This is a genomic window from Flexivirga oryzae (genome assembly GCF_014190805.1).
Taxonomy (GTDB): Bacteria; Actinomycetota; Actinomycetes; order Actinomycetales; family Dermatophilaceae; genus Flexivirga; species Flexivirga oryzae.
The window spans coordinates 1-25,032 of record NZ_JACHVQ010000005.1; the positions used below are offsets into that span (position 1 = coordinate 1).

A 25,032-nucleotide genomic window follows, 5' to 3' on the forward strand; every position below is an offset into this window, starting at 1 on the left:
TCGATCGACGTCGCGCGGTGGTACGACGAGCGGGACGCGTGGTCGCCGGAACGCATCGCCGACCACAACGCGCGGATGGCGCTGCGCATGGCGGGAGCCGGCCTCGGCTCCGCCGCTGCCGAGGCGGACCGGCCCCCGCACTCCTCGGACGGGTGACCTCGTCACCACCAGTGGTCCAGTTCGCACCACGTGAACGGTGAATACGGGCAATTGTGCACATGTCCCGGTCCAGTCGTGGCTCCCAGACTGGTTCTCACCACAACGCGGCAACGCACAAGGAGCACGCAGATGAGACGTAGCAAGGTCAGCGGCAAGGTCGCCGCCATCACGGGAGCCGGTTCGGGCATCGGCCGCGCCCTCGCCGTCGAACTCGCCCGCCGTGGTGCGTCCGTCGCCATCAGCGACCTCGACGAGACGGGCCTGGCGGAGACGGCGTCCTTGCTGGATGGCCCGTCCCACACGTCCGTCGTCGATGTCAGCGCCCGGGACGCGGTGCTGTCGTGGGCCGACGAGGTGAAGGGACGTTTCGGCCGGGTCAACCAGATCTACAACAACGCCGGCATCGCGTGGAACCGCCACGTGCTGGACAGCAAGTGGGCGGACTACGAACGCGTCCTCGCGGTCAACCTCAACGGGGTCATCCATGGCACCCATGCCTTCCTGCCGCACCTCGTCGCCTCGGGCGATGGCGCTGTCGTCAACGTCTCCAGCATCAACGGCGTCATCAGCCAGCCCGGACTGTCGCAGTACTGCGCAGCGAAGTTCGGCGTCCGCGGGTTCACCGAAGCGCTCCGCACCGAGATGATCCTCACCGGGCAGCCCGTCCACGTCAGCGTCGTGCATCCCGGTGGGGTCGCCACCGCGATCTCGTCGAGTGCAACGCGAATCGCCGAGGAAGCGGGTGAGGAACTCACCGCCGGCCAGCGCGCCCGGGAGCGCATCTACCGGGAGAAACTTCTTCGGATGCCACCCTCGAAGGCGGCCCGCATCATCGTCGATGGCGTCGAGCGGGCGAAACCGCGCATCCGCGTCGGCGGGGACGCGGTCGTGCTCGACCTGATGACGCGCCTGGCACCCGGATTCGCCACCTACCTCACCGTGCCGCTCGAGCGGAAGCTGTTCGGGCCGGCCTCCGGGATCGAGGAGGCAGTCGCAGCCGGGCCCTCGGTCAACGTGTCGCTCCCGGACTGACGGGGTTCGTACCGGGTCCGACCCGCGCAACGCGTGGTTCAGCGGTAATTGGTGAACTGCAGCGCGACATCCAGGTCCGCCGCCTTGAGCAGCCGCTGGACCTCCTGCAGGTCGTCGCGCGACTTGCTGGTCACCCGCAACTCGTCGCCCTCGATGCGCGACTTGACCGATTTCGGGCCTTCGTCGCGGATGATCTTGGAGATCTTCTTGGCGTTCTCCTGGCTGATGCCGTTCTTGAGCGTCGCCTCCAGGCGGTAGTCCTTGCCGGACAACTGCGGCTCGCCGTCGTGCGAGAGTTCCAGCGACTTCAGTGAGACGCCGCGCTTGACCAGCTTGGTCTGGAAGACGTCGAGCACTGCGAGCGTGCGCTCCTCGGAGTTGGCCTTCATGACGATCTTCTCGCCGGACCACTCCAGCACTGCGCCCACGTTGCGGAAGTCGTAGCGGGTGGAGATCTCCTTGGCCGCCTGGTTCAGCGCGTTGCTGACCTCCTGCTTGTCGGTCTTGCTGACGATGTCGAATGACGAGTCGGCCATGATCTCCAGCTCCTTCGGGCGAGTACGGTGCTCGCCCGAGTATGCCGCGCCCTCACGGGTATGCCGCCCGCGGGACGCCGATTGGCCCGCGCCGCCCGATGCTTGTTATCCTCGTCCACGCACCACGCCAGGTTGCCCGAGCGGCCAATGGGAGCGGACTGTAAATCCGTCGCGAAAGCTACCTAGGTTCGAATCCTAGACCTGGCACCACCTGACGAAGGGCCCCGGCGAATCAGCCGGGGCCCTTCGTCGTGCCCCGGACCGGATCGCTGCGGGTTCGGCTGCGTCCGGGGTTCGCAGAGGTTACGTTGGAGGCGCCATGAGCATCGACGAACAACGCGAGGACGCCGGCGGAGGTGTGCCTGCGGAGCCGCTGATCCTGCACCCGGAGCAGGAGGTCACCTTCGGTCAGGTGCGCGCGATCGGTCAGCGGATGCAGCGGTTCATGCTCGAGTACGAGTTCGCGCTGAGCGAGGTCGAGACCAAGATCACCATCCTCAGCGACGAATTCCGGCGGATGCACGACTACAACCCGATCGAGCACGTCTCCAGCCGGGTGAAGACCATCGACAGCCTGGTCGAGAAGCTGGACCGCAGGGGCGTCCCCGCCGAACTCGAGGCGATCCGCGAACAGATCACCGACATCGCCGGGATCCGGGTGACCTGCAGTTTCGTGGGCGACGCCTACATGCTGTTCGACCTGCTCACCCGGCAGGAGGACGTCACGGTCCGGATCGTCAAGGACTACATCGCGCAGCCGAAACCCAACGGCTACAAGAGCCTGCACGCGATCGTCGACATACCCGTGTTCCTGTCCACCGGGAAGGTCCTGGTGCCGGTCGAGATCCAGTTCCGAACGATCGCCATGGACTTCTGGGCGAGCCTGGAGCACAAGATCTACTACAAGTACGACCAGGACGTCCCCGCCGCGCTCCTCGCCGAACTGAAGGACGCCGCCGACGTCGCCGACGCACTCGACACCACGATGGATCGGCTGCACAAGCGGGTCCGTGGCGCCGACTCCGCACCGGGCCGAACGGCCGAGGCTCCGGAACCACGTCGGCCGTCATACGGCGATCAGGGCGATGCCGGCCAGGACGACCACCGCTCCGGCGAACTTGCGCGCCGGTGCCGGCTCGTGGAAGAGCTTCCACGCCAACAACGAGCCCACGACGATGCTCGACTCGCGTGCCGGCGCGACCAGCGCCACCGACGTCGTGGTCATCGCCTGCAGCACTAGGACGTACGCGAGCGGTGACAGCAGCGCGACGCACAGCGTCTCCCGCCAGTGCGCACGCAGCACGTACCGCAGCTCGGCCCGACGGCCGCGCAGCCCGGGCACCATGAGCCCGGCCTGCCAGGCGGTGCCGAGCCAGAAGTAGGGGATCGGCAGCAGCGCGAGGTGGGTCATCGCGTGGTCGTCCCACAGGGTGTATGCCGCAATGGCGAGCCCGGTCGCGGCACCCCACCGGACACCCCGCCAGGCCGGGGCCGCGTGCAGCTGCGGGGCGTCGGCCGACCGGGCCGACGCGACGACGGCGACACCGGCCACGATCACGAAACCACCCGCGACGGCAACGGCTCCGGGCCGATCGGCCAGCACCACAATGGCGAACAGCATGGTGATCAGTGGCCCGGTGCCGCGCGCCACCGGGTAGACCACGCTCAGGTCCGCCTTGCGGTAACCGGTCTGCAGCGTGAGCCCGTACACGATGTGTAGCGCACCCGAGAGCAGGCTCGCCAACAGCAGGGTCCGGGTGAGTCCGTCACCGCTGACGAGCAGCACCGCGATGCCGAGCGGTGACCAGAGGAGCGCCGAGAGCAGCGAGTAGGAGAAGACGAAGGCGTAGCTTCCACCACCGACCCGTTTCGCCGCGATGTTCCACACGGCGTGCAGGACCGCGGCCGTGAGGACGAGGCTCAGTGCGGTGGCAGACATCCCGAAGACGCTATCGAAGCGCCACCGCCCTCACCGCCGCGGGAATGATCGCAGCGTCGTCGGGCTTGAAGGACCACATGGGCGTTCCGGCCGTCACGGAGCCGCGGCCGCTCGCGATGAGCGAGCCGGCCGGGCGGCGGCTGCTCGCGACGACCGTGCTCGGGTCCGGCATGGGCTTCCTCGACGGCACGATCGCCAACGTCGCGCTTCCGCACATTGGCGACGACCTGGGCGCCGACCTGGCCGGGCTGCAGTGGGTGGTCAACGGCTACACGTTGTCGCTGGCATCGCTGATCCTGCTGGGTGGGTCGCTCGGAGACCGCCTCGGCAGAAAGCGGGTGTACGCCTGGGGGGTAGCCGGTTTCGCCGTCGCATCGGTTCTGGTCGCGGTGAGCCCCACGATCGGGATGCTGGTGCTCGCCAGGATCCTGCAGGGCGTCGCCGCTGCCGCACTGACTCCCGGATCGCTCGCGTTGATCCAGTCGTCGTTCCGCCAGGAGGACCGGATGCGCGCCGTCGGCGCGTGGACCGGCACCCTCGGCATCGCCACCGCGGGTGGACCGGTGGTCGGCGGTTGGCTGGTGGGCATCGACTGGCGGCTCGCGTTCTGGATCAACGTGCCGCTGGCGGTGATCGTCCTCGTGCTGTTGCGTTCCGCGCCGGAGAGTCGTGATCCGCACAAGATGGCTGAAATCGACTGGCGGGCAGTCGTGCTCGCGCCGATCGCGCTTGCGGGACTGACGTGGGGGCTGACGGCGTGGCCGGACTCCGGTGCGTCCGCGACGACGGTGCTGTCCCTGGTGGTGGGTGTCGTGGCCGGTATGGCGTTCGTGGTCGCCGAGCTGCGCGAATCGCATCCGATGGTGCCGCCGGCGCTCTTCGCGTCGCGGGACTTCTCGGTCATCAACGTCGTGACGCTCTTCGTCTATGCGGCGTTGTCCGGATCGATGCTCTTCCTGGCGATCTTCCTGCAGGTGAGCGCCGGATGGTCGCCGCTCGAGGCCGGTGCGGCCACCGTCCCGATCTCGGTGTTGATGTTCTTCCTCGCCTCCCGATTCGGTGCGTTGGCAACGAAGTTCGGTCCGAGGTCGCTCATGGTCGGTGGGGCAGCGGTGCTCGCTGCCGGCTTCGCGTCGCTGGCGTTCGCGCCGAACGACGCGTCATACCTGACCCAGATCCTGCCGGGCGTGGTCGTCATCGGCCTCGGCCTGTCGATCCTGGTCGCACCGCTGACCGGCACCGTCCTTGCCGCGGTGCCGGACAGTCAGTCCGGTCTCGCGAGCGGCATCAACAACGCGGTCTCGCGCACCGCGAGCCTCATCGCCGTCGCGGTGCTGCCGCTGCTGACCGGACTGAGCGGTACGGCCTACCAGAACCCGGAAGCCGTCGGGGACGCCTACCGTGCGTCCATGTGGTGGTGCGTCGCACTCGTCCTCGTCGGCGGCGGGCTCACGCTGGTCGGGCTGCGCCGCCGATCGGGCGCACCGACCGGCGCAACCTGACCAGCTGCCTGGTGCGCGACAAGATCTGCGGCCGGGTGATCCGCTCCGCGCGTTCGTCCGCCGGAGGGCGCCGGTTGGCGACATACTCAGCCCATGAGGTGGTACTGGGGGATGCTGCTGGCGATCGCGTTGATCGTGGCGGTGCCGATCGGCGCGCTCTGGTTGTGGGGCCGGCCGCGGGCGCACTTGGCGTTGCCGACGGCGGCAACGCCACCGGCCGAGGTGGTGCGCACCTATGCGCGGGCGATGAACGCACGCGACTTCGGTGCCTGCAAACACATGGGTGTCGGGGACGCCGGTGACCCGGTGGCCGATTGGAGCACCCTGCACGGGCCACAGATCCTCGACCTGAAGATCGACGGCGTCAGCAGGGTCATGTCGGGTCCGAAAGCCGCGAAACGCCAGTACGACCGGGGGCTGAAACGCTGGAACGAGGTCGTCGAGGTCGACACGACGGAGACACTGAAGAACTTCGACGGCACGCCCGACCCCGAGCCGGGCCACGTGTTCTCCTTCGTACTCGTCCGGCACGATGCGTCGCAGCCCTGGCGCATCTACTCCGCCGGCGAGGGCTGAGATCGGGGGACCTCACGTTTCGGCCGCCCGCCACGACTACCAGGTGATGAAGCAACCATTCGAGAATGCGATCGACGCACACGGGCCCACCGTGTTGCGGGTATGTCGTGCCGTCCTCGGCGCGACCGTGGACGCCGATGACGCCTGGTCGGAGACCTTCGTCGCGGCGCTGCGGGCGTGGCCGGAGCTGCCCGAGCACACCAACGTCGAGGCGTGGCTGGTGCGCGTGGCGCATCGCAAGGCGATCGACGTCGTCCGCGCGAACAGACGGCACGCGGTGCCCACCGACGAGCTGCCCGCCACGGCGCCCAGCACGGAAGGGGTGCCGCACGACGGAGACCCCGACCTGTGGTCGGCCGTGGCGGCGCTGCCCGAGCGACAGCGACTCGCGGTGGCTTACCACTACGTGGGTGGCCTGACGCACGGCGACACCGCGGAACTGATCGGTGGTACGGCCGACGCCGTCCGCCGGGCCGCGGCCGACGGCATCAGGGCGCTGCGGAAGACCTACGCATCGAGCGCAACTCAGGAAGGAAAACGATGAACACCCACGACAACCCGGCGCTCGACCTGGCGAGCGCACTGCCGGTGCACACCGACGAACTCGACTTGCTGCGCAGCCGATTGGCCGAGCGAGCAGGTCACGACGGGCTGCTCGACGTCGCCTACCGCACGATCGACACACCCCTGGGCCCGCTCCTCCTCGCCGCGACCGACCGCGGCCTGGTGCGGGTGGCCTACGAGCGAGAGGAGTTCGAGCAGGTGCTCGACACCATCGCCCGACGGGTCAGCCCGCGCATCCTGCGCACCCCTGCGCGTCTGGACGAGGTGGCCCGCGAACTCGACGAGTACTTCGCCGGGCACCGCCGGACCTTCGACCTGGCGCTGGACCACTCGCTGTCGGCGGGGTTCCGCGCGGAGGTGCACCGCAACCTGCCGACGATCGGCTACGGCCGCACGGCGTCGTACGGCGAGGTCGCGGCGCTGGTCGGCCGGCCCCGAGCGGTGCGCGCGGTGGGCACGGCGTGCGCGACGAACCCCCTGCCGATCGTGGTCCCGTGCCACCGGGTCGTCCGCAGCGACGGCTCGCTCGGCGGTTACGTCGGGGGAGTTGAGGCCAAGACGACGCTGCTGACCCTGGAAGGAGCCGCCTGATGAACCACTGGCAGCGCCGGGTCGACGGCGGCGACTGGGGCGGCATCGCAGCCGAGCTCGACGAGTACGGCGGTGCGCTGCTCCCGCAACTCCTCGACCCCGAAGAGGCGGCGCGGATCCGTGCGTTGTACCCACGCGACGAGCTGTTCCGCAGCACGGTCAACATGGGTCGGCACCGGTTCGGGGACGGCGAATACCGTTACTTCGCAACGCCGTACCCGAAGCCGATCGAGCGGCTGAAGCAGGCGCTGTACCCGCACCTGCTGCCGATCGCTCGTGACTGGTGGACCAGGCTCGGCCGCGAACCGGTGTGGCCGGACACGCTCGATGAGTGGCTGGCGCAGTGCCACGCCGCCGGACAGACGAAGTCGACGGCGATCCTGCTGAGGTATGGCGCGCAGGACTGGAACGCACTGCACCGAGACCTGTACGGCGACCTGGTGTTCCCGCTCCAGGTCGTGATCAATCTCAACGATCCGGGGGTCGACCACACCGGCGGCGAGTTCCTGCTCCTGGAACAGCGGCCGCGCGCCCAATCACGCGGCACCGCAACGTTGCTGCCGCACGGCCATGGATACGTCTTCACGACCCGGGACCGGCCGGTGCGGTCCGCGCGGGGCTGGTCGGCGGCGCCGGTGCGACACGGGGTCTCCGCCATACGATCCGGCGAGCGACACACCCTGGCCCTGGTGTTCCACGATGCCGCCTGAGCAGCAGGACCGGACGGCTTCCGGTGCCGGGGGGTTCACGCTGCTCGGCCCGGACCGGGTGCCCTACCGCTCGGACACTCCCGGGCTGCTCGGCGGCAACGGACGCCTGCACATCTACGGCCGGCTGGACTGCCCGTCCGCGCTGCGCGCCCTCGGGAAGGGCTACGCAAGGCACCGGGTCTTCTTCGCCGACGAGTCCACCGCGATCGCGGCCGGCTACCGGCCGTGCGGAAACTGTCTGCGGGAGAAGTACCGGGTGTGGAAGGCGGCGTCCCGGACGGCGATCCCCAGCGATTCCTCACCCGCGGGTGACAGCCTGAACGGATGAGCACCGTCACGGTCCTGCTCGTGGCCGGGTGGGCGATCTTCTGGCTGTACTGGCTGTTCGCCGCCTTCTCGATGAAGCGGGGTCACGTGCCTTGGTCCCGCGAGCTGGGCATCCGGGTCGTGGTCGCGGGTGTGGTGATCGTCCTCTACCGGTTGGGGGTCTTCCGGCACTACGACCGCAACACCGAACTGTGGCGCGGCGTTCTCGGGTTGGTGCTGCTGGCGATCGGGCTCGGATTCGCCGTCTGGGCGCGCCTGCACATCGGCCGGAACTGGGGAATGCCGATGACGCAGCACCAGGAACCCGAGCTCGTGACGAGCGGTCCGTATCGGCGGGTGCGTCATCCCATCTACTCCGGGCTCCTGCTCGGAGTGGTCGGGACCGCCGTCGCGCTGAGCTGGACGTGGCTGATCGCCGCGGCGCTCGCCGGGATCTATTTCGTCTACAGCGCGACCGTGGAGGAGCACTATCTCGCGAAGCAGTTCCCGGACACCTACCCCGCGTACCGGCACTCGACCAAGATGCTCGTGCCGTACGTCTTCTGAGCGGACCGACCTGCTGAAACCGTGCCACGCCTCGGTGAAATCGCCGCGAAACCACGGTGAAAGCGGCCGTTCCTAGCGTTCTGCGCAGACCGATCGTCCCCGCAGACCCCAGGAGGCAGCCATGACGGACACCCTCGTCGCCCCGGAAACACCCACCGAACCACCCAGCACCCGCACCTACCCCTCGATCCGCGCCGCGTGGATCCCGCTGGCCGCACTGTGCCTGGCCTTCTTCGTCGAGATGGTCGACAACACCCTGCTGTCGATCGCCCTGCCGACCATCGGCCGCGACCTCGGCAGCGGTACCACCGCGCTGCAGTGGGTCACCAGCGCCTACTCGCTGACCTTCGGCGGCCTGCTGCTGACCGCCGGCTCGGTCGCCGACCGATTCGGCCGGCGCCGGGTGCTGCTCGCCGGGCTCGGCCTCTTCGGGCTGCTCAGCCTCGGCGTCATACTCGTGCGCTCCACCGGCGAACTCATCGCGCTGCGCGCCGCGCTCGGGGTCGCGGCGGCCGCCATGGCACCGATCACCAACTCGCTGGTCTTCCGCCTCTTCGACAAGCAGGAGCTGCGGATGCGGGCGATGACGGTGATGATCGTCGTCGGCATGTCCGGCTTCATCCTCGGTCCGCTACTCGGCGGCACCGCGCTGGCCCACGTCGCGTGGCAGTGGCTACTGCTGGTCAACGCACCCATCGCCCTGGTCGCCTGCCTCGGGGTCTGGCGCGGCGTCGCCGCCGACCGGCGCGAGGACCTCACCGACGACCGGCTCGACCTGCCGGGCGCGGCGCTGAGCATCACGATGATCGGCCTCGCGTGCTACTCGCTCACCAGCGGCGTCGACCACGGCTGGCTCTCCGCGCTCACCCTCGGCTCCATCGCGGGCGCCGTGCTCGCCGCTGTCGCCTGGGTATGGCGCGAGCGCACCGGCAAGGCACCCATGCTCGACCTGTCCGTCCTGTCCAACGGCACCGTCCGCGGCGCGATCATCGCGCAGATCGGCACCGCGATCGCCATGGCCGCAGTGATGTTCGGGCTGATCCTGCACTTCCAGTACGCCTACGGGTGGAGCCCGGTGCGGGCCGGCCTGGCGAACCTGCCGATGATCGTCACGATGCTGCTCGCGACCCCGCTGCCGGAGTGGCTCGGCAAGCGGTTCGGCCATCGCAGCGCGTGCCTGGTCGGCGCCGCCTGCCTCGCCGGCTCGCTGGCGGGTATGGCGTGGGGCGTCGAGCACGGGTATGTCGCCATCGCGATCTCGATGGTCGTGATGACCGTCGGCCTGCGCACGGTCATGACCATCTGCGCGGTGGCGCTCGTCGACGCGATGCCGGAGAACCGCACCTCGATCGGCACCGCCCTCAACGACACCGCGCAGGAGGTCGGCACCAGCGTCGGCACCGCGATCGTCGGCACCCTCATCGCCGCACTCGTCACCGCAACGCTCCCGGCGGGTGTGTGGAGCAGCGACCTGGTGGCCTCGTTCTTCCACGGTGAGCGGATCACCTACGCGATCCTGGCCGCCGTCGTCGGCTGCATCGCGGCCGTCGGTGCCCTCACACTCACCGACTCGCACAGCGTCGAGGAGAACTGAGCGGCGACGATCGCCGGTGCTGCCAGGTGGCGGGTGTCCGGCGGGGTCGGTCCCGCCGGGGAATCCAAGGTAGGCTTGATCCCGGTCGGCAGTTGTTCCTTCACGTCTTGAGCGCGCTGGATGCATGCAGCGCTCGACGCAAAGGCACCGACGAGTCCATGTCGGAAGCTCGCAACGTCGATGTGTGGCCCCGAGATTCGCGCACCGTGTGCGACTCGGAAGAAACCTGGAGGGAATCGCCAACATGGCAACAGGCACCGTCAAGTGGTTCAACGCAGAAAAGGGCTTCGGCTTCATCGCACCGGAGGATGGCAGCCCGGACGTCTTCGTCCACTTCTCTGCGATCAGTGGCAGCGGCTACCGCTCGCTGGACGAGAACCAGCGCGTGGAGTTCGACTCGACGCAGGGTCAGAAGGGCCCGCAGGCCGAGAACGTTCGCCCGCTCTGATCGGCTGAAGCACCGAGAACGGGCGCACCCGGGACTGTCCCGGGTGCGCCCGTTCTGCATGCTCAGCACGCCTCGTCGCGCGCACACCGCAGGATCAGATAGCGCGGCACCTCCGCCGCCGGCTCGATCACCGCCACGAGGCGAAGCCCGGCCCGCAGCACAGGTCGTCGATGTCCATCAGGGCCATGTTCGAGACCACACCGTCGAACGGTTCGCCGTCCCACCAGTCGGTGGTGGTCGCGTCCCCGTGGCGGTAACGCACGCTGCCCGTGGCGGCATGCCGGAGCATCTCCGCTGACGCGTCGACCGCGGTGACATCGGCGCCGCGTTCGGCGAGTGCCCGGCTCACCGCGCCGACGCCGCACGCCAGGTCCAGGACACGCCGGCCGGTCAGGTCGTCGGGCAGGTACGGGAGACAGACCGGGACCCAGTCCCGGGTGGCGTCGGCGTACCACGGGGCGACCGCGTCATACCGAGTCTGCATGCGCCGAGCCTACGGCGGCTCGCCCCGGTGTGATCCGTGGTGGCTCAGACGATCTCGATCTCACAGGTGACGCCGGGCGCCCTGCTGAGGCGAGCATCAGCGGTGATCAACGGAATCCCCAGCCGGGTGGCGAGGGCGACGTGGAGCGCGTCGTAGAAACTCACATTTGCCCGCAACTCCCAGGCAAGGTCGGCGAGTGGCCCAGTGTGGGGGTAGCGGTGTTCGATCAAGGCGCCGGCGGCCTGCAGGGCGGCCGTCGCTTCCGCCCCGCTGATCCGCCCGGACAGCTCATGGCGGCGCAGGACGTTGCCGACCTCGGCGTCGATCAGGTGCGGTGCGTGCAAGCGGAGGCCGGGCAGCCGTTCCCGCAGCCGGTCGGCAGCGTCCGTCTTGCCGACCAGAGCCATGACCAATGCGGACGCGTCGAGCGCACAGTCGGTCACCGGCGCTCGTCGGCGAGGTCGGCCAGGACGGACTCCCTGGTGGCTCCAGGGGTGTCGCTCTCGGCGCGAACCTGCTCCATCCGCGCCAGGATCTCCTCGGTGGTCGGCCGGTTTGCCAGATCCACGACGGCATCGCGCATGTAGGACTGGATCGAGCGCCCTGAAGCACGTGCGCGCTTGCGGATCACCTCGTAGACGTCCTCGGGGATCTCGCGGATCTGGATCGTGGCCATAGCGCTATTTTAGCGCTACAGCGCTAATCTCGATAGCGACGCCGTGCGTGCGGCGCGTAGGCGAACCAGCCGTAGCTCGCACCCGGCGCCACCCCGGGAGTCGGCCCCTCGACGGGTGCACCGTCCTCGTCGTCCGTGTCGTCGGCCTCGTGGTCGCCGAGCCCGAGCAGCGAGCGCGTCACCGACTGGGACTGATCCAGCAGGTCGTCCAGAGCGGTGTGTATGTCGTGCGCCGACACCCGGTCCGCGCGCCCTTCCTCGGCGGCGGCCAGGACGGCCCGGCGGATCAGCTCCTTCAGGAACGACGCGGTCACCCCGTCGGTGCGGTCGACAACCCGCGCACGGTCGTCCTCGGGTAACCCGGCGAGGACGTCAGCGCCATACAGCTCCAGCAGTCTCGCCCGGGCCGGTCCGTCGGGCCGGGCGATCTCGACGGCGACGTCGACCCGCCCCGGTCGCTGCACCAACGCCCGCTCGAGGACCTCGGCCCGGTTGGTGGTGAGGACGAAGAGCAGGTCACTGTCGGCGGCCGACCCGTCCATGGCCTCCAGCAGTGCGAAGAGCACCGGATTGTGCTGCCCGTACTCCCGGTCCTCGGCGACGAGGTCCACATCCTCCAGCACGACCACGCTGGGCGCGAGCTCCCGGGCCAGCCCGGCGACCGCGCTCACCGAGTGCAGCGCCTCGCCCTGCAACAGCAGGCGGGTCGCGTCGGGGCGCCGGCCGATCAGGTAGCGCACGGTGTGCGTCTTGCCGGTGCCCGGAGGCCCGAAGAGCAGGAGCCCGCGCTTGAGGTGCTGCCCGGCGTCGCGCAGCGTCTGCGCGTGGGCGGTGATACCCAGCGCGTGCCGGTCGACGCGGCCGAGCACCTCCTCCGGCAGGATCACGTCCTCGCGTGCCACCGGCGGAAGTTGCACGAAGGACAGCGAGAGACCGCCCATCCGATTGCTCTCCACCACGATGGACTGCCCGCGAAAGACGTTGAGCTCGCTGCGAAGCCGATCGATGTCGGACAGCAGCGCCTGCGCCGCCCCGGTGTCGACCCCGGCGACCTCGATGCGCACGTCGGGCTCCTCGTGCGGCTGCGGGCCGTTCACCAGCAGGGCGTACGTGCCGCACGGGTCGCGGACGAGCAACAGCGCACGCTTCCAGCAGGCGAGGGTCTGCCCGGGCCCGCTCGCCAGGTCGATGACGTCGGGCGACCCGGTACGCAGGGGTGGTAGGCCGTCACCGGAGAGCAGCTCACCGAGCCCGAAGCTGGAGAAATGGCGTGGTGACGACAATCCGACGACGGTGACTTCGCGGCCGTCCTGCCGGCGCCACACATCCAGGGCCCGCTGCAGGTTGACGTGCTCGACGGGGCTCCACTCGCGACTGATCACCGAATGGTCGGTGCCGCCCAGGTGCTCGTGCAGCTGGTCGATCACCGGTGGATTGCGGCGTTCGGACACCTCCTGTGTCCACTCCATGAAGGCCTGGAAGTCGCGCGCGAACTGCTGCGCCTGCTGCTGTTGATCCCCCGTCATTCCCGCAGCATAGGCCCAGCCGCCGTCACCGCACGATGGGCGCCGTGATCAGCTCGTCGGGCACACCGAGTGCGTCGACGAGGGTCGTCACCTGCGGCCGCAGCTCCTGGCACAGGGCGTTCACCGCGGCCGTGACGGCGCGGCTGCGGCCGGTGGTGAGCCGGCCGTGCTCGAGGAACCACGCCTTGTCCTGCTCGATCGAGCCGAGGGCGTAGAGGATGAGGACGCGCTCGAGCAGATCCTTGCTTGCGCCGTCCGGTATGCCCTGCTGCGCCTCGACCGCGTCCTCCAGCACGCACCGGTCGATGTGCGTACGGGCGGCGAGGAGGACGTGGTCCTGAGCCTGGTTGAAGAGTTCGAACGCGTTGTCCTTGGTGGCTTTCCGTAGCCGGTTGCCGAGCGTCTCCAGCACGTGGTCGGCGCGCTGTTCGAACATCGACACGGCCCAGGGCAGGCTGTCCGTCGCGGACTCGTCGTCGCGTCCGGTCGCCGCGTCGATCAGCCGCTGGATGCCGGCGCGTCCGGTCGTGCGCTCGACGATCCGCCCGCCGACCTGCCCGGCGATCTTGCCCACCATGCCGGGCACGTCGAGGTCACCCCACATCGCCTGGTAGTCGGTGAGCAGACCCTTGGCAGCCAGTTGCAGCAGCACGGTGTTGTCGCCCTCGAACGTCGTGAAGACGTCGACGTCGGCGCGCAGTTGGGTCAGCTGGTTCTCGGCCATGTAGCCCGCCCCGCCGCACGCCTCACGGCAGGCCTGGATCGTGTCGAGTGCGTGCCACGTGGTGACCGCCTTCAGACCCGCGACCCGGGACTCCAACTCGCGCTGGCCCTCGACGTCGCGCTCGGCGTCGGCCGGCCCGCCCTGCAGCTCCTGCAGACGCTCGGTGACGGCGTTCTGCGCGAAGCTGAGCGCGACCGATTTCGCCAGCCGGGGGAGCAGTTTGCGTTGGTGCGCAAGGTAATCCAGCACGACGATCTCGTCCTGGTCCTCCGTGGCGGAGAACTGGCGTCGCGTGGTGCCGTAGCGCAACGCGATCGCCAGCGCCTTCTTCGCCGCCGCCCCGGAGCCGCCGCCCACACACACCCGGCCGCGCACCAGGGTGCCGAGCATGGTGAAGAAGCGACGGTTCGGGTTGTCGATGTCCGAGACGTAGCGGTGGGCGTCGTCGATGTCCCCGAAGGCGCCCAGCAGGTTGTCCTTCGGCACCCGCACGTGGTCGAACGCGAAGGTGCCGTTGTCCACGCCGGGCAGCCCGCCCTTGGGGCCGTTGTCACCGATCGTCACGCCGGGCAACGGTTCTCCCGACTCGTCCCGCACCGGAACGAGCACCGCGTGCACACCGTGCTCGCCGTCACCGGTGACCAGCTGGGCGAAGACGACCGCCATCCGCGCGTCGCGCGCCGCATTGCCGATGTAGGTCTTGACGGCGCTCTCGGTCGGTGTGTCGACGACCAGTTCGCGGGTCCGTTCGTCATACGTCGCAGTGGTTTCCAGTGCCTGCACGTTGCTGCCGTGGCCGACCTCGGTCATCGCGAAGGAGCCGAGCAGCTGCGCGGTCATGATGTCCTCGAGGTATGCCGCGTGGTGGCGTCGCGTGCCGAGGCGGGCCACGGCGCCGCCGAAGAGACCGAACTGCACGCCGGTCTTCACCAGTAGGGACAGGTCGCCGTACGCCTGCATCTCGAAGAGGACGCAGGAGGCGGCGTAGTCGAGTTCACCGCCGAACTCAGCGGGGAATCCCACTCGGCCATAACCCAATTCGGCGATCTTGAGCAGGGACTCGGTGGTGCGGGCGCGGTGTTCCTCGATCGTCAGGCCCGGTGGTGCGAGCATCACGTCGGCGGGCAGCTCGGTGCGGGCCCGCCGGCGGAGGTCGATCCACCGGCCGTCGAGGACGTCGCGGAGCTCGTCCGCGATGGGGTCTGTCATGTCGTACTCCTGGAGTCGAGGCCGAGTGCGCCGGACAAGCCGTAGGTGGCGAACTCGGCGAGATGTCGGACGACCACCTCACGCGGTGGTCGGTCGGGGTCGGCCAGCCACCGGTCGGCCGACTCGCGGACGAAGCCGATCAGGCCGTGCGCCCAGATGCGGGCCGCGGTGACAGGCTGGCCTGCTGCCTGCAACGCCTCGGCGAAGATCGGTTGCAGCACCCCGGCGATGGTGTCGCTGATGCCGATGACCGGGTCGTCCTCGGGGGAGACGTTCAGTGCGGGTCGACGGACCACGAAGCGGTAGACCTCGGGGTCCCGCTCGACCTGGGTGAAATAGCTGTCGATGACCGCCTCGATGACGGCCCGGGTGTCGCCGGTGAACGGTGTGCCGGCCGAGTCGCCGGCTGCGTCGAGCACCTGCTGCAGATCGCCGAGGACGTTGTTGTCGACGCTGGCGCAGACCGCGAGGTAGAGACCCAGCCGGTCGCCGAAGTGCCGGTAGATGACCGTCTTGCTGGTGCCCGCCTCGGCGGCGATCTCGTCCATGCCGACGGTCGCGCCGTGTTCCCGGATCGCCTTGATCGCGGCCTCGGTGAGCTCGCGGCGCCGCTGCTCGCGGTGCGCGGTCCAGCGGGCGTCGCGACCGTCGATCCGGGTGTCCTGCGGGGTCGTCATGACAGGGACGATACCCGAAACGCGCTGTACCTGCTACTCTCGGTATCGGTAATTCTTCACCAACCTCGGAGCAGATCTTGATGACGACGACTCGTGACGTCTATGTCCTCGGCGGCAACCGCATCCCGTTCGTGCGGTCCGGCGGCAAATACCTCAAAGCGCCCAACCAGGACATGCTGACGTCGGCGCTCGACGGCCTGGTCTCCCGCTTCGGCCTGGCCGGGGAGCGACTCGGCGAGGTGGCCGCCGGCGCGGTGCTGAAGCACTCGCGCGACTTCAACCTGACCCGCGAGTCGGTGCTCGGGTCCCACCTGTCGCCGACCACCCCCGCGTATGACGTGCAGCAGGCGTGCGGCACCGGCCTGGAGGCGGCCGTCCTCGTCGCCAACAAGATCGCCCTCGGCCAGATCGACTCCGGCATCGCCGGCGGCACCGACACCACCTCGGATGCGCCGCTGGCGGTGAACGACTCGCTGCGTCGCACGCTGATGAAGCTCAACTACGCCAAGACACCGCAGCAACGGATCTCCGCACTGACCAAGATCCGCCCCGGTCAGCTCGCGCCGGACCAGCCGAGCAACGGTGAGCCGCGCACCGGCCTGTCGATGGGCGAGCACCAGGCGATCACCACCAAGGAGTGGGGCATCACTCGCGAAGCGCAGGACGAACTGGCCGCCGCCAGTCACCAGCACCTCGCCGCGGCCTACGAGCGTGGCTTCTTCGACGACCTGCTGACGCCATACCTCGGGGTCACCCGGGACAACAACCTGCGCCCCGACAGCACACCGGAGAAGCTGGCCAAGCTGAAGCCGGTGTTCGGCAAGGGCGAGGGCGCCACCATGACGGCCGGCAACTCGACACCGCTCACCGACGGCGCCTCGGTGGTGCTGCTCGGCTCCAAGGAGTGGGCCGAGGAGCACCGCATCACCCCGCTCGCGCGCTTCGTCGACGCCGAGACCGCGGCGGTCGACTACGTCACCGGGAACGAAGGCCTGCTGATGGCACCGCCCTACGCGATCGCGCGGCTGTTGCAGCGGGGCGGCCTGACCCTGCAGGACTTCGACTTCTACGAGTTCCACGAGGCGTTCGCCTCCACCGTGCTGTGTCACCTGGCGGCGCTCGCGAGCGACGAGTTCTGCAAGGACAAGCTCGGTCTGGACGCCCCGCTCGGTGAGATCGACCGCACCAAGCTCAACGTCAACGGGTCCTCGCTCGCTGCCGGGCACCCCTTCGCGGCGACCGGTGGGCGCATCGTCGCCTCGACCGCGAAGATGTTGCACGAGAAGGGATCCGGCCGGGCCCTCATTTCCATCTGCGCCGCCGGTGGCAACGGCGTCGTGGCGATCCTGGAGGCAGCATGAGCAAGGACACCTACTCGAAACTCGTCAACAAGAACCCGATCGGCAAGAAGGTCGCCGGTCAGCTCGGGCTGCCGAAGCCGGAGATGCTGCGCCGCTACGAGGAGGGCCAGGACCTGCTGGTCGGACCGGCCGCAGTGGCCGGCATCGGGGATGCACCGGTCGCCGCGTCCGCGAGCGCGATCCTGAAGGCCTCCGGTGCCGTCGTCATGCACGCCACCCCGGAGACGTCGTACGACGCCCGGCTCGGCGCGATCGTGTTCGACGCCACCGCGGCACGCACGCTCGACCAGCTCGACGAGCTGCGGGCCACCGTCGCACCGGCGATCAAGAAGCTCGGTGCCTCGGCCCGGCTGGTGATCATCGGCACCACCCCTGCGGACCTGGGGGACGCCGAGGCGGCCGCCACCCAGCAGGCGCTGGAGGGGATCACCCGCTCCGTGGGCAAGGAGCTGCGGCGCGGCAGCACCGCCAACCTGCTGTGGGTCGATCGGGACGCCCAGGGCGACGCGTCGGTGCTCGCGGCACCGCTGCGCTTCCTGTTGTCGGCGCGGTCGGCATACGTCGACGGCCAGCCGGTGCGCGTTCGCACCGCCGACGTGCCGGACGTCTCCGACTGGCGGCACCCGATGCGCGGGCGGATCGCGGTCATCACCGGTGCCGCACGCGGCATCGGGGCCGAGATCGCCAAGGTCTTCGCGCGCGCGGGCGCGACGCTGATCCTGGTCGACATACCGGCCTCGGGTGACGCGCTCAGCAAGGTCGCCAACAGCCTGGGCGCGACCGCCCTGCAAACCGACGTGACGTCCGCGGACGCCGGCGCCAAGATCGCCGAGGCGGTAGCCCGCAAGGGCGACAAGCTCGACGTGATGGTGCACAACGCCGGTATCACCCGTGACAAGCTCTTCGTCAACACCGACGAAAACCGTTGGGGGAGTGTGCTGGACGTCAACCTGCGCTCGCAGTTCCGGATCAACGAGACACTGCTGGACCCGTCGGTCGCCGGCGGGTTGGCCGACGGCGGACGGATCATCGCGGTCGCCTCGATCAGCGGCATCGGCGGTAACCGGGGGCAGGCCAACTACGCCGCCTCCAAGGCCGGTGTCATCGGCATGGTGCGGCAGCTGTCGCAGAACCTCGCCGACCGGCAGATCACCGTCAACGCGGTCGCGCCCGGCTTCATCGAGACCGAGATGACCGCCAAGATCCCGTTCGCCACCCGCGAGGTCGGCCGGCGGCTCAACTCGCTGCTGCAGGGTGGTCGTCCGGGTGACGTCGGCGAGGCGATCGCGTTCTTCGCCGAGCCGGGCTCGGCGGGCGTCACCGGTCAGGTGCTGCGCGTCTGCGGCCAGAGCCAGTTGGGCGCATAGGGATGACGGACAGCATCGAACTCGAGGCACCGCCCAGCCTGCCGAAGGTCTTCGCCCGGGCCGTCGCCTCCTCCCGGGGACGCAACGGCAAGGGCCCGCTGCCGGACCTGCAGGTGGTGCGCAGGGGAGTCGCCATCGACCCGTCGCAGCTGGCCGACTACGACCACGTCTGCGGCTTCACGCTGCGGGACGAGGTGCCCTCGACCTACCTGCACAACCTCGTGTTCCCCTTGCAGGTCAGCCTCTTCGCCGACAAGCGTTACCCCTACCCGCTCGTGGGCAGCGTGCACCTGGACAACACGCTGACCCAGCACCGTCCGGTGCTGATCGGTGAGCAGCTGGACCTGTCGACGCACGCGACCAACGCCCGTCCGCACAAGCGCGGCGTGCAGGTCGACGTGGTGTCACGGGCGCACGTCGGGGATGAGCTGGTGTGGGAGGGGCTGGCGACATACCTCTATCGCGGCCAGCGGATCGACGGCAACCTGCCGGAGCGTCCGCAGGAGTTGCGGGGTCCCCGCGAAGTATCGGAGCGAGATACGAGCGGAGAACTTCGTGGGGTGCAGGACGAGGCGCCGGACGGCCCGGGCATGGTCTGGCGCCTGCCGGGGAATCTCGGCCGTCGCTTCGCCGCGGTGAGCGGCGACGTCAACCCGATCCACATGAATTCCGTCACAGCCAAGGCGATGGGCTTCCCGACCACGATCGTGCACGGGATGTGGAGCCAGGCACGGATGCTGGGCGCGATCGAGAACCGGCTGCCCGCGGCATACCGGGCCGAAATGTCCTTCCGGAAGGCGGTGCTGATCCCCGGGACGGTCCGGCTGGTCGCGCGCGAGCGGCCCGGTGCCTGGCAGCTGGCCCTGCGGGAGAACCGCAGGAGCACCGTCCTGGTCCGCGGGGAGGTCTCGCCGATTTCGTGATCGAACAGGCTGTGAGGTAGCCTTTTCGCTGCGCTGCTCGGCAGGGCGACCATGTGGTCGCGCCCGTGACAGGCAGGCCCCTATAGCTCAGTCGGCAGAGCGTCTCCATGGTAAGGAGAAGGTCAACGGTTCGATTCCGTTTGGGGGCTCTGGTGGGCCTTCGGTCCATCCGCCGAGGCGGGGTAGCTCAGCTGGTTAGAGCGCACGACTCATAATCGTGAGGTCGCGGGATCGAGCCCCGCCCCCGCTACAACGACAGACATACGCACCAAAGACAGAAACTCCGAGAGCAGGTTGCCGTGGCCAGCAAGAGCGCAGACATTCGCCCCAAGATCACCTTGGCGTGCACCGAGTGCAAAGAGCGCAACTACGTGACGAAGAAGAACCGTCGCAACAACCCCGACCGCATCGAGTTCATGAAGTACTGCCCGCGGGACAAGAAGCACACGCTGCACCGCGAGACCCGCTGACTCAACGCTTCGTCGAGCGCCTCGGACCCCTGGTGGTCCGGGGCGTTTCCGCGTGCTCCGGGACCAGTAGTCTGACGCCATGGCTGTGAACCCTGAGGTGGCCGGGCGGAGCTATCCGCCGTCTGCGCCGTATGTCGTGTCGCGCGCGAAGATCGCCGAGTTCGCCCGGGCGGTGGGCGCCACCGACGAGGCGCACTTCGATCCGGAGGTCGCGAGGTCCCGCGGCTACGCCGATGTCATCGCGCCGCCCACCTTCGCGGTGATGATCTCCCAGCAGGGCGATGCCAACGTGATGCAGGACCCGGACGCCGGCATCGACTACAGCCGGCTCGTGCACGGCGAGCAGGCGTTCGAACACCACCGGCCGCTCGTCGCGGGCGACGAGGTGCGCGCCACCACGACGATCGAGAAGGTCCGCCAGGCCGGGGGCCACTCGATGGTCACCATGGCCACCGAGCTGACGACACCGGACGGCGAGGTCGTGACCAGCGCGACGTCGGTGGTTGTGATTCGAGGGGACGAGGCATGAGCGAGAGCATCGAGGCGGGGACCGAGATCCCCAGCCGCACCATCCACGTCGACCGCGCCACGCTGATCCGGTATGCCGGGGCGAGTGGCGACTTCAACGTCATCCACTGGGACGAGCAGACCGCGAAATCGGTCGGGCTGCCCGACGTCATCGCGCACGGCATGTGGACCATGGGCGCCGCGATCCAGCCGGTCGTCGACTGGCTCGGTGACGCGGGACGCGTCACGTCATACAGCGTGCGGTTCAGCGCACCCGTGCCGGTGCCGCACGACGGCGGCGCGGACGTCGAGGTCGGCGCGACGGTGAAGTCCGTCGAGGGCGACACGGCGACCATCGACATCACTGCCACCTCCGGCGGGCAGAAGGTGCTGGTGCGTGCCCGGGCGACCGTGGCGCTGAAGTCCGCCTGATGCGGGAGGCGAACGGGGTCGAGCTGGCCCCGCTCACCACCATGCGGGTCGGCGGCCCCGCCGCGCGGCTCGTCGTCGCCGAGACCACCGACGAGATCGTCGACGTGGTGCGCGAGGTCGACGACGCGGCCGAGCCGCTGCTGGTCCTGTCCGGCGGGTCCAACCTGGTCATCTCCGACGACGGCTTCCCGGGCACCGTGCTGCGGATCGCCAACTCGGGCATCGAGGTCGAGTCCGCCGACGCGTGCGGCGGGGTGCACGTGCGGGTGGCTGCCGGCGAGGAGTGGGACGACTTCGTCGCGCGGTGTTGTGACGAAGGATGGTCGGGTGTCGAGGCGCTGTCCGGCATACCCGGGCTCGCCGGTGCGACGCCGGTGCAGAACGTCGGCGCCTACGGCCAAGAGGTCGCGCAGACGATCGCCTCGGTCCGCACCTGGGACCGGGTGGAGCAGCGGGTGCGCACCTTCTTCAACTCGGACTGCGAATTCGCCTACCGGCACTCGATCTTCAAGGGGTCGTCATACCGCGGCGGCGGGCGGTATGTCGTCCTCGACGTGCTCTTCGCGTTGCGTCCGACGCAGCTGTCGCAGCCCGTCGCCTATGCCGCGCTGGCGCAGGGCCTGGGCGTCGAGATCGGTGAACGGGTGCCGCTGGCCGACGCGCGCGCCGCAGTGCTGGAGCAGCGTCGCCGGCGCGGCATGGTGCTCGACGCGGGCGATCACGACACCTGGTCGTGCGGGTCGTTCTTCACCAACCCGATCATCAGCGCAGGTGCGTATGACGAGCTCGCGCGCGTCGCGGCCGAGCGGTTCGGCGTCGACGCACCGGCGCCACCGCACTGGCCGACCAAGGGGACCGGGGTGAAGACCAGCGCGGCCTGGCTGATCCAGCACACCGGCTTCGACAAGGGTCACGGCCTGCCCGGCCCGGCGGCGCTGTCCACCAAGCACCCGCTGGCGGTCACCAACCGGGGCGACGCGAAGGCCGCCGATGTCGCCGAGCTGGCCCGCGAGGTCCGCGACGGCGTGCAGGCGGCGTTCGGCATCACCCTGGTCAACGAGCCGATCTTCGTCGGACACGACCTCTGACCAGCACCCGCCAGCCCCGACCCGGATCGCCGACAGGCCCACAAAGCGCCGACAGGCGCAGTAAACCCGGGCGAAATGGGGCGAAATGGGGCCGTGCTTCTGGGCCTCTCGGTCGTTGGTGAGCCTTTCGGCGAATGAGGGATGCGGCGCGACGGCGGCGGTGGCACGATGGAAGGTGGCATCGGGAGGTCGCGATGTGGCGACTTGTTGAATACGCGGCGGCGTGTGTCGCGCCGGCTGCGATCCTGATCGGCTGCGAGAGGGCCGTGCGGGCCTGGATCGCGCCGAAACGATCCGCCACGGCCACACCGAGCCCCGCACCACGCGACATCGCCCGGCTCTCCTCGGACCTGACCCGGTTGTACACCGAACTCGACGTGCTGCGTTCCTCGAAAGCAGCCGCGCGCGTGCACCGGCTGCGGGCCACGACGCTGGCGTATGACGACGTGCTCGAGGCCTGCTGCACCGCGCTGCAGGTCGAGCACAGCATCCCGGAACGCGAATGGACGACCGTCGAACGGCTCGAGGTGGAGGCGACGCTGGAGGAGGCCGGCCTGCGCTGGTGAGCCGCCGCGGGCCGGTGGGCGTGCGAGGATGCCGCGCATGCACTTCACCGAGTACGACACGCGCCTTGCGGCATACGCAGTCATCGTCCGGGACGAACAGATCCTGCTGGCCTGGTACAACGGCAAGGGGCATGGCAAGGCGGGGTGGACGCTGCCCGGTGGGGGAGTCGAGTTCGACGAGTCGATGGAGGCGGCGGTCGTCCGCGAGGTGTTCGAGGAGACCGGCTACCACGTGACCGTCGGACGGCCCGTGGCCACGGACTACTTCGCTGCTGCGACCGACGGCCCGCTGGAGCGGCCGTTCAAGTCGCAGCGGGTGCTCTTCGAGGCGGAGATCACCGGCGGTGAGTTCGGCACCACCGAGGTCGACGGCTCGACCGACTTCGCGCGCTGGATGCCGCTGGCCGAGACCGACGGCATGGGCTACCGGTCACGCATCGTCGACGTCGCGCTGCGCCTGATCGCCCGGTGACTCCAGCCACGCGTCGATGTCGGCGTACGCCGCCTTGCGCACGTCCGCCGGCGCGAAGGATGCATCGATCGACGACCTGGCCAGGGCGGCGAGCTCCCGGTCGGTGAAGCCATGGTCCTCGCGGGCCGAACGGTATTGATCCGCAAGGCGATTGCCGAACAGCAGCGGATCGTCGGCACCCAGCGCGATCGTCGCACCCGCCTCGGCCAGCGTCCGCAGCGGCACCTCCTGCGGGGTGCGGTAGACGCCGAGGGCGACATTGGACCCCGGGCACACCTCGAGCGCGACACCGGAGTCCACCACCCGGTTGAGCACCGAGTGCGACTCGACGGAGCGGACACCGTGTCCCAGCCGGCTCGGCTGCAGCGAGCCGAGCGTCTCGTTGACCGCGTCGGGCCCGAGCAACTCGCCCGAGTGCGGGACCGACGCCAGCCCGGCCTTCCGGGCGATCCGGAACGCGGGTGCGAAATCGGTTGTGACTCCGCGGCGTTCGTCGTTCGACAGTCCGAAGCCGATGACCTCTCCGGGTCCGTCCCCGGCGTGCCGTGCGGCGAGTCGGGCGAGCGCCCGGGCGTCCATCGGGTGTTTCAGCCGGGAGGCCGCCACGATCACGCCGACGCCGATCGGCAGGTCGGCGCTCGCCGACCGGGCCTCGTCGAGCACGATCTCCAGCGCGGGCGTGATGCCGCCCAGGCCGGAGGCGTATGACGTGGGGTCGACCTGGATCTCCAGCCAGCGGGAGCCTTCGGCGACGTCGTCCTGCGCCGCCTCCCGCACCAGGCGGCGCAGGTCGGACTCGTCGGTGACGCAGGCGCGGGCGGCGTCATACAACCGCTGGAAGCGGAACCAGCCGCGTTCGTCCCGTGCGGACAGCTTCGGCGGCCACTGCGCCAGCAGCGCCTCCGGCAGCCGCACGTCGTGCTTGTCCGCGAGGTCACGCAGGGTCGCGATCCGCAGGGATCCGGTGAAATGCAGATGCAGATGAGCCTTGGGGAGGGTCGCCACCGAACGTTCGGGCATGGCCCCGAACCTAGTGGACCCGACGGCGCGCACACCTATGCTTGACGGCCATGAAACTGGCGCAGGTGCTCTGGATCGGCGGCGGGAGCGGCGCGGGGAAGTCCACACTGGCCCGGCGCATCGCCTATCGACACGACCTGCGACTGCACCCGGTCGATGCCTACACGTACGCCCACGTCGAACGCACCGACCCGAAGTCGCAGCCGGTGATGGCTCGAACCCATGCCATGGACTTCAAGGAGTTGATGGTCGACCCCACCGCCGAGCAGCAGGCGTCACGCTTCGTGGACTACGCGACGGAGCGGTTCGAGATGATCCTGCAGGACGTCACCGCTCGGGGAGACGGCCCGCTCGTGGTCGTGGAGGGCCCGCAGTTGCTGCCGGAGTTGGTCCAGCCGGTCATGGCGGGTCGCGGCCACGGAGTGTGGCTGCTGCCGACCTCCGAGTTCACCGCACGCAGCCTCGGCATCCGCAACAGCCCGACGCCGCTGGAACGAGAAAGTGACCGTGAACGCGGGCGCCGGCTCCGGCTGGAGCGCGATGCGCTGCTCACCGACCGGATCCGTCGGGCGGCCGCGGAGCGCGACCTGGCCGTCGTCGAGATGGACGGTGCGCAGGAGGAGGAGCAGAGCGCGGCTCGCCTGGACACCTTCTTCCGGCCGGTCGTGCAGGCCGGTCAACGGGCGGTCGACGGCGCGCAGCGCCGCGCCGTACGGCGTGAGGAGAATGCCGTGGCGAACGGCCAGATCGCCGCGTTCCGCCGGTCCCTCGGCGAGAACGCACCACCCGAGAGCCCCTTCGACTACGCGTGCGAGTGCAACACGCTCGGATGTGCACGGCTGGTGCCGTTGACTCCTTCGGCGTACCAAGCGGCCGGTGGCGCGGTCGGTCACTGAGACCGCGGGAACCCGGATCGACCGGTCTCCGTTTTGTTGGGAGCGGGGCACACCCCGTATGCTTGACACACCGATCAACCTCAAGCTGATGTGGCATGCCCGAAAAACGG

29 protein-coding genes, 3 tRNA genes and 1 pseudogene are annotated in these 25,032 nt (G+C 69.4%); 24 read left to right on the forward strand and 9 right to left on the reverse strand.

Annotation, left to right across the window (positions count from 1 at the left end; genetic code table 11):
* Positions 1-288: 288 nt before the first annotated feature.
* A complete protein-coding gene (locus FHU39_RS20855) occupies positions 289-1,191 on the forward strand; it encodes an SDR family NAD(P)-dependent oxidoreductase (RefSeq protein WP_183322679.1) in 903 nt (300 codons plus the stop codon).
* 38 nt (positions 1,192-1,229) lie between these two features.
* On the opposite strand, the gene FHU39_RS20860 is transcribed toward FHU39_RS20855, so the two are convergent.
* On the reverse strand, positions 1,230-1,727 hold the full coding sequence (locus FHU39_RS20860; protein WP_183322680.1) for a YajQ family cyclic di-GMP-binding protein: 498 nt from the start codon (positions 1,725-1,727) through the stop codon (positions 1,230-1,232).
* A gap of 126 nt (positions 1,728-1,853) precedes the next feature.
* Between FHU39_RS20860 and FHU39_RS20865 the strand changes: the two genes are divergently transcribed.
* Positions 1,854-1,937: transfer RNA gene (locus tag FHU39_RS20865), tRNA-Tyr, on the forward strand.
* A gap of 223 nt (positions 1,938-2,160) precedes the next feature.
* Positions 2,161-2,754: pseudogene (locus FHU39_RS20870) on the forward strand (GTP pyrophosphokinase); the annotation flags it as partial.
* A 39-nt stretch (positions 2,755-2,793) separates the two neighbouring features.
* On the opposite strand, the gene FHU39_RS20875 reads toward FHU39_RS20870, so the two are convergent.
* On the reverse strand, positions 2,794-3,666 hold the full coding sequence (locus FHU39_RS20875) for an EamA family transporter (protein ID WP_183322681.1): 873 nt from the start codon (positions 3,664-3,666) through the stop codon (positions 2,794-2,796).
* 77 nt (positions 3,667-3,743) lie between these two features.
* Between FHU39_RS20875 and FHU39_RS20880 the strand changes: the two genes are divergently transcribed.
* The 9 genes from FHU39_RS20880 to FHU39_RS20920 all read left to right on the forward strand — a co-directional run bounded on the left by FHU39_RS20880 (position 3,744) and on the right by FHU39_RS20920 (position 10,524).
* The gene (locus FHU39_RS20880; protein ID WP_183322682.1) at positions 3,744-5,168 is read left to right on the forward strand and encodes an MFS transporter; all 1,425 of its coding nucleotides are present in this window, start codon (positions 3,744-3,746) and stop codon (positions 5,166-5,168) included.
* Between the two features lie 93 nt (positions 5,169-5,261).
* Positions 5,262-5,744 carry a hypothetical protein gene (locus FHU39_RS20885; protein ID WP_183322683.1) on the forward strand — a complete coding sequence of 161 codons (483 nt, stop codon included), beginning with the start codon at positions 5,262-5,264 and terminating at the stop codon, positions 5,742-5,744.
* Positions 5,745-5,790: 46 nt separating this feature from the next.
* Positions 5,791-6,288 (forward strand): RNA polymerase sigma factor, encoded by a 498-nt coding sequence (locus tag FHU39_RS20890; protein ID WP_183322684.1) that lies wholly within the window; start codon positions 5,791-5,793, stop codon positions 6,286-6,288.
* Positions 6,285-6,899, forward strand: a complete 615-nt coding sequence (locus FHU39_RS20895) for a methylated-DNA--[protein]-cysteine S-methyltransferase (RefSeq protein ID WP_183322685.1) — start codon at positions 6,285-6,287, stop codon at positions 6,897-6,899. The genes FHU39_RS20890 and FHU39_RS20895 overlap by 4 nt, the downstream gene beginning before the upstream one ends.
* On the forward strand, positions 6,899-7,609 hold the full coding sequence (locus FHU39_RS20900; RefSeq protein WP_183322686.1) for a 2OG-Fe(II) oxygenase: 711 nt from the start codon (positions 6,899-6,901) through the stop codon (positions 7,607-7,609). The genes FHU39_RS20895 and FHU39_RS20900 overlap by 1 nt, the downstream gene beginning before the upstream one ends.
* Positions 7,599-7,937 carry an Ada metal-binding domain-containing protein gene (locus FHU39_RS20905; protein WP_183322687.1) on the forward strand — a complete coding sequence of 113 codons (339 nt, stop codon included), beginning with the start codon at positions 7,599-7,601 and terminating at the stop codon, positions 7,935-7,937. The genes FHU39_RS20900 and FHU39_RS20905 overlap by 11 nt, the downstream gene beginning before the upstream one ends.
* Positions 7,934-8,482 (forward strand): methyltransferase family protein, encoded by a 549-nt coding sequence (locus tag FHU39_RS20910; protein ID WP_183322688.1) that lies wholly within the window; start codon positions 7,934-7,936, stop codon positions 8,480-8,482. The genes FHU39_RS20905 and FHU39_RS20910 overlap by 4 nt, the downstream gene beginning before the upstream one ends.
* 121 nt (positions 8,483-8,603) lie before the next feature.
* Positions 8,604-10,076 (forward strand): MFS transporter, encoded by a 1,473-nt coding sequence (locus FHU39_RS20915; protein ID WP_183322689.1) that lies wholly within the window; start codon positions 8,604-8,606, stop codon positions 10,074-10,076.
* 244 nt (positions 10,077-10,320) lie between these two features.
* Positions 10,321-10,524 (forward strand): cold-shock protein, encoded by a 204-nt coding sequence (locus tag FHU39_RS20920; RefSeq protein WP_183322690.1) that lies wholly within the window; start codon positions 10,321-10,323, stop codon positions 10,522-10,524.
* Between the two features lie 127 nt (positions 10,525-10,651).
* Here the strand turns inward: FHU39_RS20920 and FHU39_RS20925 are convergent, their stop codons facing one another.
* Genes FHU39_RS20925 through FHU39_RS20950 form a run of 6 tightly spaced genes read right to left on the reverse strand, consistent with a single transcriptional unit; the run spans position 10,652 to position 15,820 of the window.
* Positions 10,652-11,008 carry a class I SAM-dependent methyltransferase gene (locus tag FHU39_RS20925; protein ID WP_183322691.1) on the reverse strand — a complete coding sequence of 119 codons (357 nt, stop codon included), beginning with the start codon at positions 11,006-11,008 and terminating at the stop codon, positions 10,652-10,654.
* A gap of 44 nt (positions 11,009-11,052) precedes the next feature.
* Positions 11,053-11,451, reverse strand: a complete 399-nt coding sequence (locus FHU39_RS20930) for a PIN domain-containing protein (RefSeq protein ID WP_183322692.1) — start codon at positions 11,449-11,451, stop codon at positions 11,053-11,055.
* Complete coding sequence (locus FHU39_RS20935) at positions 11,448-11,684, reverse strand: FitA-like ribbon-helix-helix domain-containing protein (RefSeq protein ID WP_183322693.1); 237 nt, start codon at positions 11,682-11,684, stop codon at positions 11,448-11,450. The genes FHU39_RS20930 and FHU39_RS20935 overlap by 4 nt, the downstream gene beginning before the upstream one ends.
* Before the next feature lie 23 nt (positions 11,685-11,707).
* On the reverse strand, positions 11,708-13,210 hold the full coding sequence (locus FHU39_RS20940; RefSeq protein WP_183322694.1) for an AAA family ATPase: 1,503 nt from the start codon (positions 13,208-13,210) through the stop codon (positions 11,708-11,710).
* 25 nt (positions 13,211-13,235) lie between these two features.
* Positions 13,236-15,143, reverse strand: coding sequence for an acyl-CoA dehydrogenase family protein (locus tag FHU39_RS20945; RefSeq protein WP_183322695.1), 1,908 nt, complete (start codon positions 15,141-15,143; stop codon positions 13,236-13,238).
* Positions 15,140-15,820, reverse strand: coding sequence for a TetR/AcrR family transcriptional regulator (locus FHU39_RS20950; RefSeq protein WP_183322696.1), 681 nt, complete (start codon positions 15,818-15,820; stop codon positions 15,140-15,142). Before FHU39_RS20950 ends, FHU39_RS20945 begins: the two co-directional genes overlap by 4 nt.
* Before the next feature lie 80 nt (positions 15,821-15,900).
* On the opposite strand from FHU39_RS20950, the gene FHU39_RS20955 reads away from it, so the two are divergent.
* From FHU39_RS20955 to FHU39_RS21005, 11 genes are all read left to right on the forward strand, one after another.
* Entirely contained in the window at positions 15,901-17,181 is a 1,281-nt protein-coding gene (locus FHU39_RS20955) for an acetyl-CoA C-acetyltransferase (protein WP_183322697.1), read from the forward strand.
* The gene (locus FHU39_RS20960) at positions 17,178-18,548 is read left to right on the forward strand and encodes a 3-oxoacyl-ACP reductase (RefSeq protein WP_183322698.1); all 1,371 of its coding nucleotides are present in this window, start codon (positions 17,178-17,180) and stop codon (positions 18,546-18,548) included. Before FHU39_RS20955 ends, FHU39_RS20960 begins: the two co-directional genes overlap by 4 nt.
* Positions 18,549-18,550: 2 nt before the next feature.
* On the forward strand, positions 18,551-19,471 hold the full coding sequence (locus FHU39_RS20965; protein WP_183322699.1) for a MaoC/PaaZ C-terminal domain-containing protein: 921 nt from the start codon (positions 18,551-18,553) through the stop codon (positions 19,469-19,471).
* Between the two features lie 76 nt (positions 19,472-19,547).
* Positions 19,548-19,620: transfer RNA gene (locus tag FHU39_RS20970), tRNA-Thr, on the forward strand.
* Positions 19,621-19,647: 27 nt separating this feature from the next.
* Positions 19,648-19,721: transfer RNA gene (locus FHU39_RS20975), tRNA-Met, on the forward strand.
* Positions 19,722-19,770: 49 nt separating this feature from the next.
* Positions 19,771-19,941, forward strand: a complete 171-nt coding sequence (rpmG, locus tag FHU39_RS20980; protein WP_183322700.1) for a 50S ribosomal protein L33 — start codon at positions 19,771-19,773, stop codon at positions 19,939-19,941.
* A 79-nt stretch (positions 19,942-20,020) separates the two neighbouring features.
* Positions 20,021-20,470: an FAS1-like dehydratase domain-containing protein gene (locus FHU39_RS20985; RefSeq protein WP_183322701.1), complete on the forward strand. Its 450-nt coding sequence runs from the start codon at positions 20,021-20,023 to the stop codon at positions 20,468-20,470.
* Positions 20,467-20,880: a MaoC family dehydratase gene (locus FHU39_RS20990; RefSeq protein ID WP_183322702.1), complete on the forward strand. Its 414-nt coding sequence runs from the start codon at positions 20,467-20,469 to the stop codon at positions 20,878-20,880. Before FHU39_RS20985 ends, FHU39_RS20990 begins: the two co-directional genes overlap by 4 nt.
* Positions 20,880-21,968, forward strand: coding sequence for a UDP-N-acetylmuramate dehydrogenase (locus FHU39_RS20995; protein WP_183322703.1), 1,089 nt, complete (start codon positions 20,880-20,882; stop codon positions 21,966-21,968). Before FHU39_RS20990 ends, FHU39_RS20995 begins: the two co-directional genes overlap by 1 nt.
* 194 nt (positions 21,969-22,162) lie before the next feature.
* Positions 22,163-22,534, forward strand: a complete 372-nt coding sequence (locus tag FHU39_RS21000; RefSeq protein ID WP_183322704.1) for a hypothetical protein — start codon at positions 22,163-22,165, stop codon at positions 22,532-22,534.
* A gap of 37 nt (positions 22,535-22,571) precedes the next feature.
* The gene (locus FHU39_RS21005; RefSeq protein ID WP_183322705.1) at positions 22,572-23,006 is read left to right on the forward strand and encodes an NUDIX domain-containing protein; all 435 of its coding nucleotides are present in this window, start codon (positions 22,572-22,574) and stop codon (positions 23,004-23,006) included.
* Here FHU39_RS21005 and FHU39_RS21010 read toward each other — a convergent pair.
* Positions 22,965-24,026, reverse strand: coding sequence for an adenosine deaminase (locus FHU39_RS21010; protein ID WP_183322706.1), 1,062 nt, complete (start codon positions 24,024-24,026; stop codon positions 22,965-22,967). The genes FHU39_RS21005 and FHU39_RS21010 overlap by 42 nt on opposite strands.
* A 50-nt stretch (positions 24,027-24,076) precedes the next feature.
* Between FHU39_RS21010 and FHU39_RS21015 the strand changes: the two genes are divergently transcribed.
* On the forward strand, positions 24,077-24,922 hold the full coding sequence (locus tag FHU39_RS21015) for a hypothetical protein (RefSeq protein WP_183322707.1): 846 nt from the start codon (positions 24,077-24,079) through the stop codon (positions 24,920-24,922).
* Positions 24,923-25,032: the final 110 nt, after the last annotated feature.

Coding starts and splice junctions, on each gene's coding strand:
- FHU39_RS20940 (WP_183322694.1), bottom strand. CDS start 13,210: ATGACGGGGGATCAACAGCAGCAGGCGCAGCAGTTCGCGCGCGACTTC.
- FHU39_RS20985 (WP_183322701.1), top strand. CDS start 20,021: ATGGCTGTGAACCCTGAGGTGGCCGGGCGGAGCTATCCGCCGTCTGCG.
- FHU39_RS21005 (WP_183322705.1), top strand. CDS start 22,572: ATGCACTTCACCGAGTACGACACGCGCCTTGCGGCATACGCAGTCATC.
- FHU39_RS20890 (WP_183322684.1), top strand. CDS start 5,791: ATGAAGCAACCATTCGAGAATGCGATCGACGCACACGGGCCCACCGTG.
- FHU39_RS20920 (WP_183322690.1), top strand. CDS start 10,321: ATGGCAACAGGCACCGTCAAGTGGTTCAACGCAGAAAAGGGCTTCGGC.
- FHU39_RS20895 (WP_183322685.1), top strand. CDS start 6,285: ATGAACACCCACGACAACCCGGCGCTCGACCTGGCGAGCGCACTGCCG.
- FHU39_RS20915 (WP_183322689.1), top strand. CDS start 8,604: ATGACGGACACCCTCGTCGCCCCGGAAACACCCACCGAACCACCCAGC.
- FHU39_RS20955 (WP_183322697.1), top strand. CDS start 15,901: ATGACGACGACTCGTGACGTCTATGTCCTCGGCGGCAACCGCATCCCG.
- FHU39_RS20960 (WP_183322698.1), top strand. CDS start 17,178: ATGAGCAAGGACACCTACTCGAAACTCGTCAACAAGAACCCGATCGGC.
- FHU39_RS21000 (WP_183322704.1), top strand. CDS start 22,163: ATGTGGCGACTTGTTGAATACGCGGCGGCGTGTGTCGCGCCGGCTGCG.
- FHU39_RS20875 (WP_183322681.1), bottom strand. CDS start 3,666: ATGTCTGCCACCGCACTGAGCCTCGTCCTCACGGCCGCGGTCCTGCAC.
- FHU39_RS20880 (WP_183322682.1), top strand. CDS start 3,744: ATGGGCGTTCCGGCCGTCACGGAGCCGCGGCCGCTCGCGATGAGCGAG.
- FHU39_RS20925 (WP_183322691.1), bottom strand. CDS start 11,008: ATGCAGACTCGGTATGACGCGGTCGCCCCGTGGTACGCCGACGCCACC.
- FHU39_RS20885 (WP_183322683.1), top strand. CDS start 5,262: ATGAGGTGGTACTGGGGGATGCTGCTGGCGATCGCGTTGATCGTGGCG.
- FHU39_RS20995 (WP_183322703.1), top strand. CDS start 20,880: ATGCGGGAGGCGAACGGGGTCGAGCTGGCCCCGCTCACCACCATGCGG.
- FHU39_RS20910 (WP_183322688.1), top strand. CDS start 7,934: ATGAGCACCGTCACGGTCCTGCTCGTGGCCGGGTGGGCGATCTTCTGG.
- FHU39_RS20855 (WP_183322679.1), top strand. CDS start 289: ATGAGACGTAGCAAGGTCAGCGGCAAGGTCGCCGCCATCACGGGAGCC.
- FHU39_RS20990 (WP_183322702.1), top strand. CDS start 20,467: ATGAGCGAGAGCATCGAGGCGGGGACCGAGATCCCCAGCCGCACCATC.
- FHU39_RS21015 (WP_183322707.1), top strand. CDS start 24,077: ATGAAACTGGCGCAGGTGCTCTGGATCGGCGGCGGGAGCGGCGCGGGG.
- FHU39_RS20965 (WP_183322699.1), top strand. CDS start 18,551: ATGACGGACAGCATCGAACTCGAGGCACCGCCCAGCCTGCCGAAGGTC.
- FHU39_RS20905 (WP_183322687.1), top strand. CDS start 7,599: ATGCCGCCTGAGCAGCAGGACCGGACGGCTTCCGGTGCCGGGGGGTTC.
- FHU39_RS20900 (WP_183322686.1), top strand. CDS start 6,899: ATGAACCACTGGCAGCGCCGGGTCGACGGCGGCGACTGGGGCGGCATC.
- FHU39_RS20945 (WP_183322695.1), bottom strand. CDS start 15,143: ATGACAGACCCCATCGCGGACGAGCTCCGCGACGTCCTCGACGGCCGG.
- FHU39_RS20950 (WP_183322696.1), bottom strand. CDS start 15,820: ATGACGACCCCGCAGGACACCCGGATCGACGGTCGCGACGCCCGCTGG.
- FHU39_RS20935 (WP_183322693.1), bottom strand. CDS start 11,684: ATGGCCACGATCCAGATCCGCGAGATCCCCGAGGACGTCTACGAGGTG.
- FHU39_RS21010 (WP_183322706.1), bottom strand. CDS start 24,026: ATGCCCGAACGTTCGGTGGCGACCCTCCCCAAGGCTCATCTGCATCTG.
- FHU39_RS20860 (WP_183322680.1), bottom strand. CDS start 1,727: ATGGCCGACTCGTCATTCGACATCGTCAGCAAGACCGACAAGCAGGAG.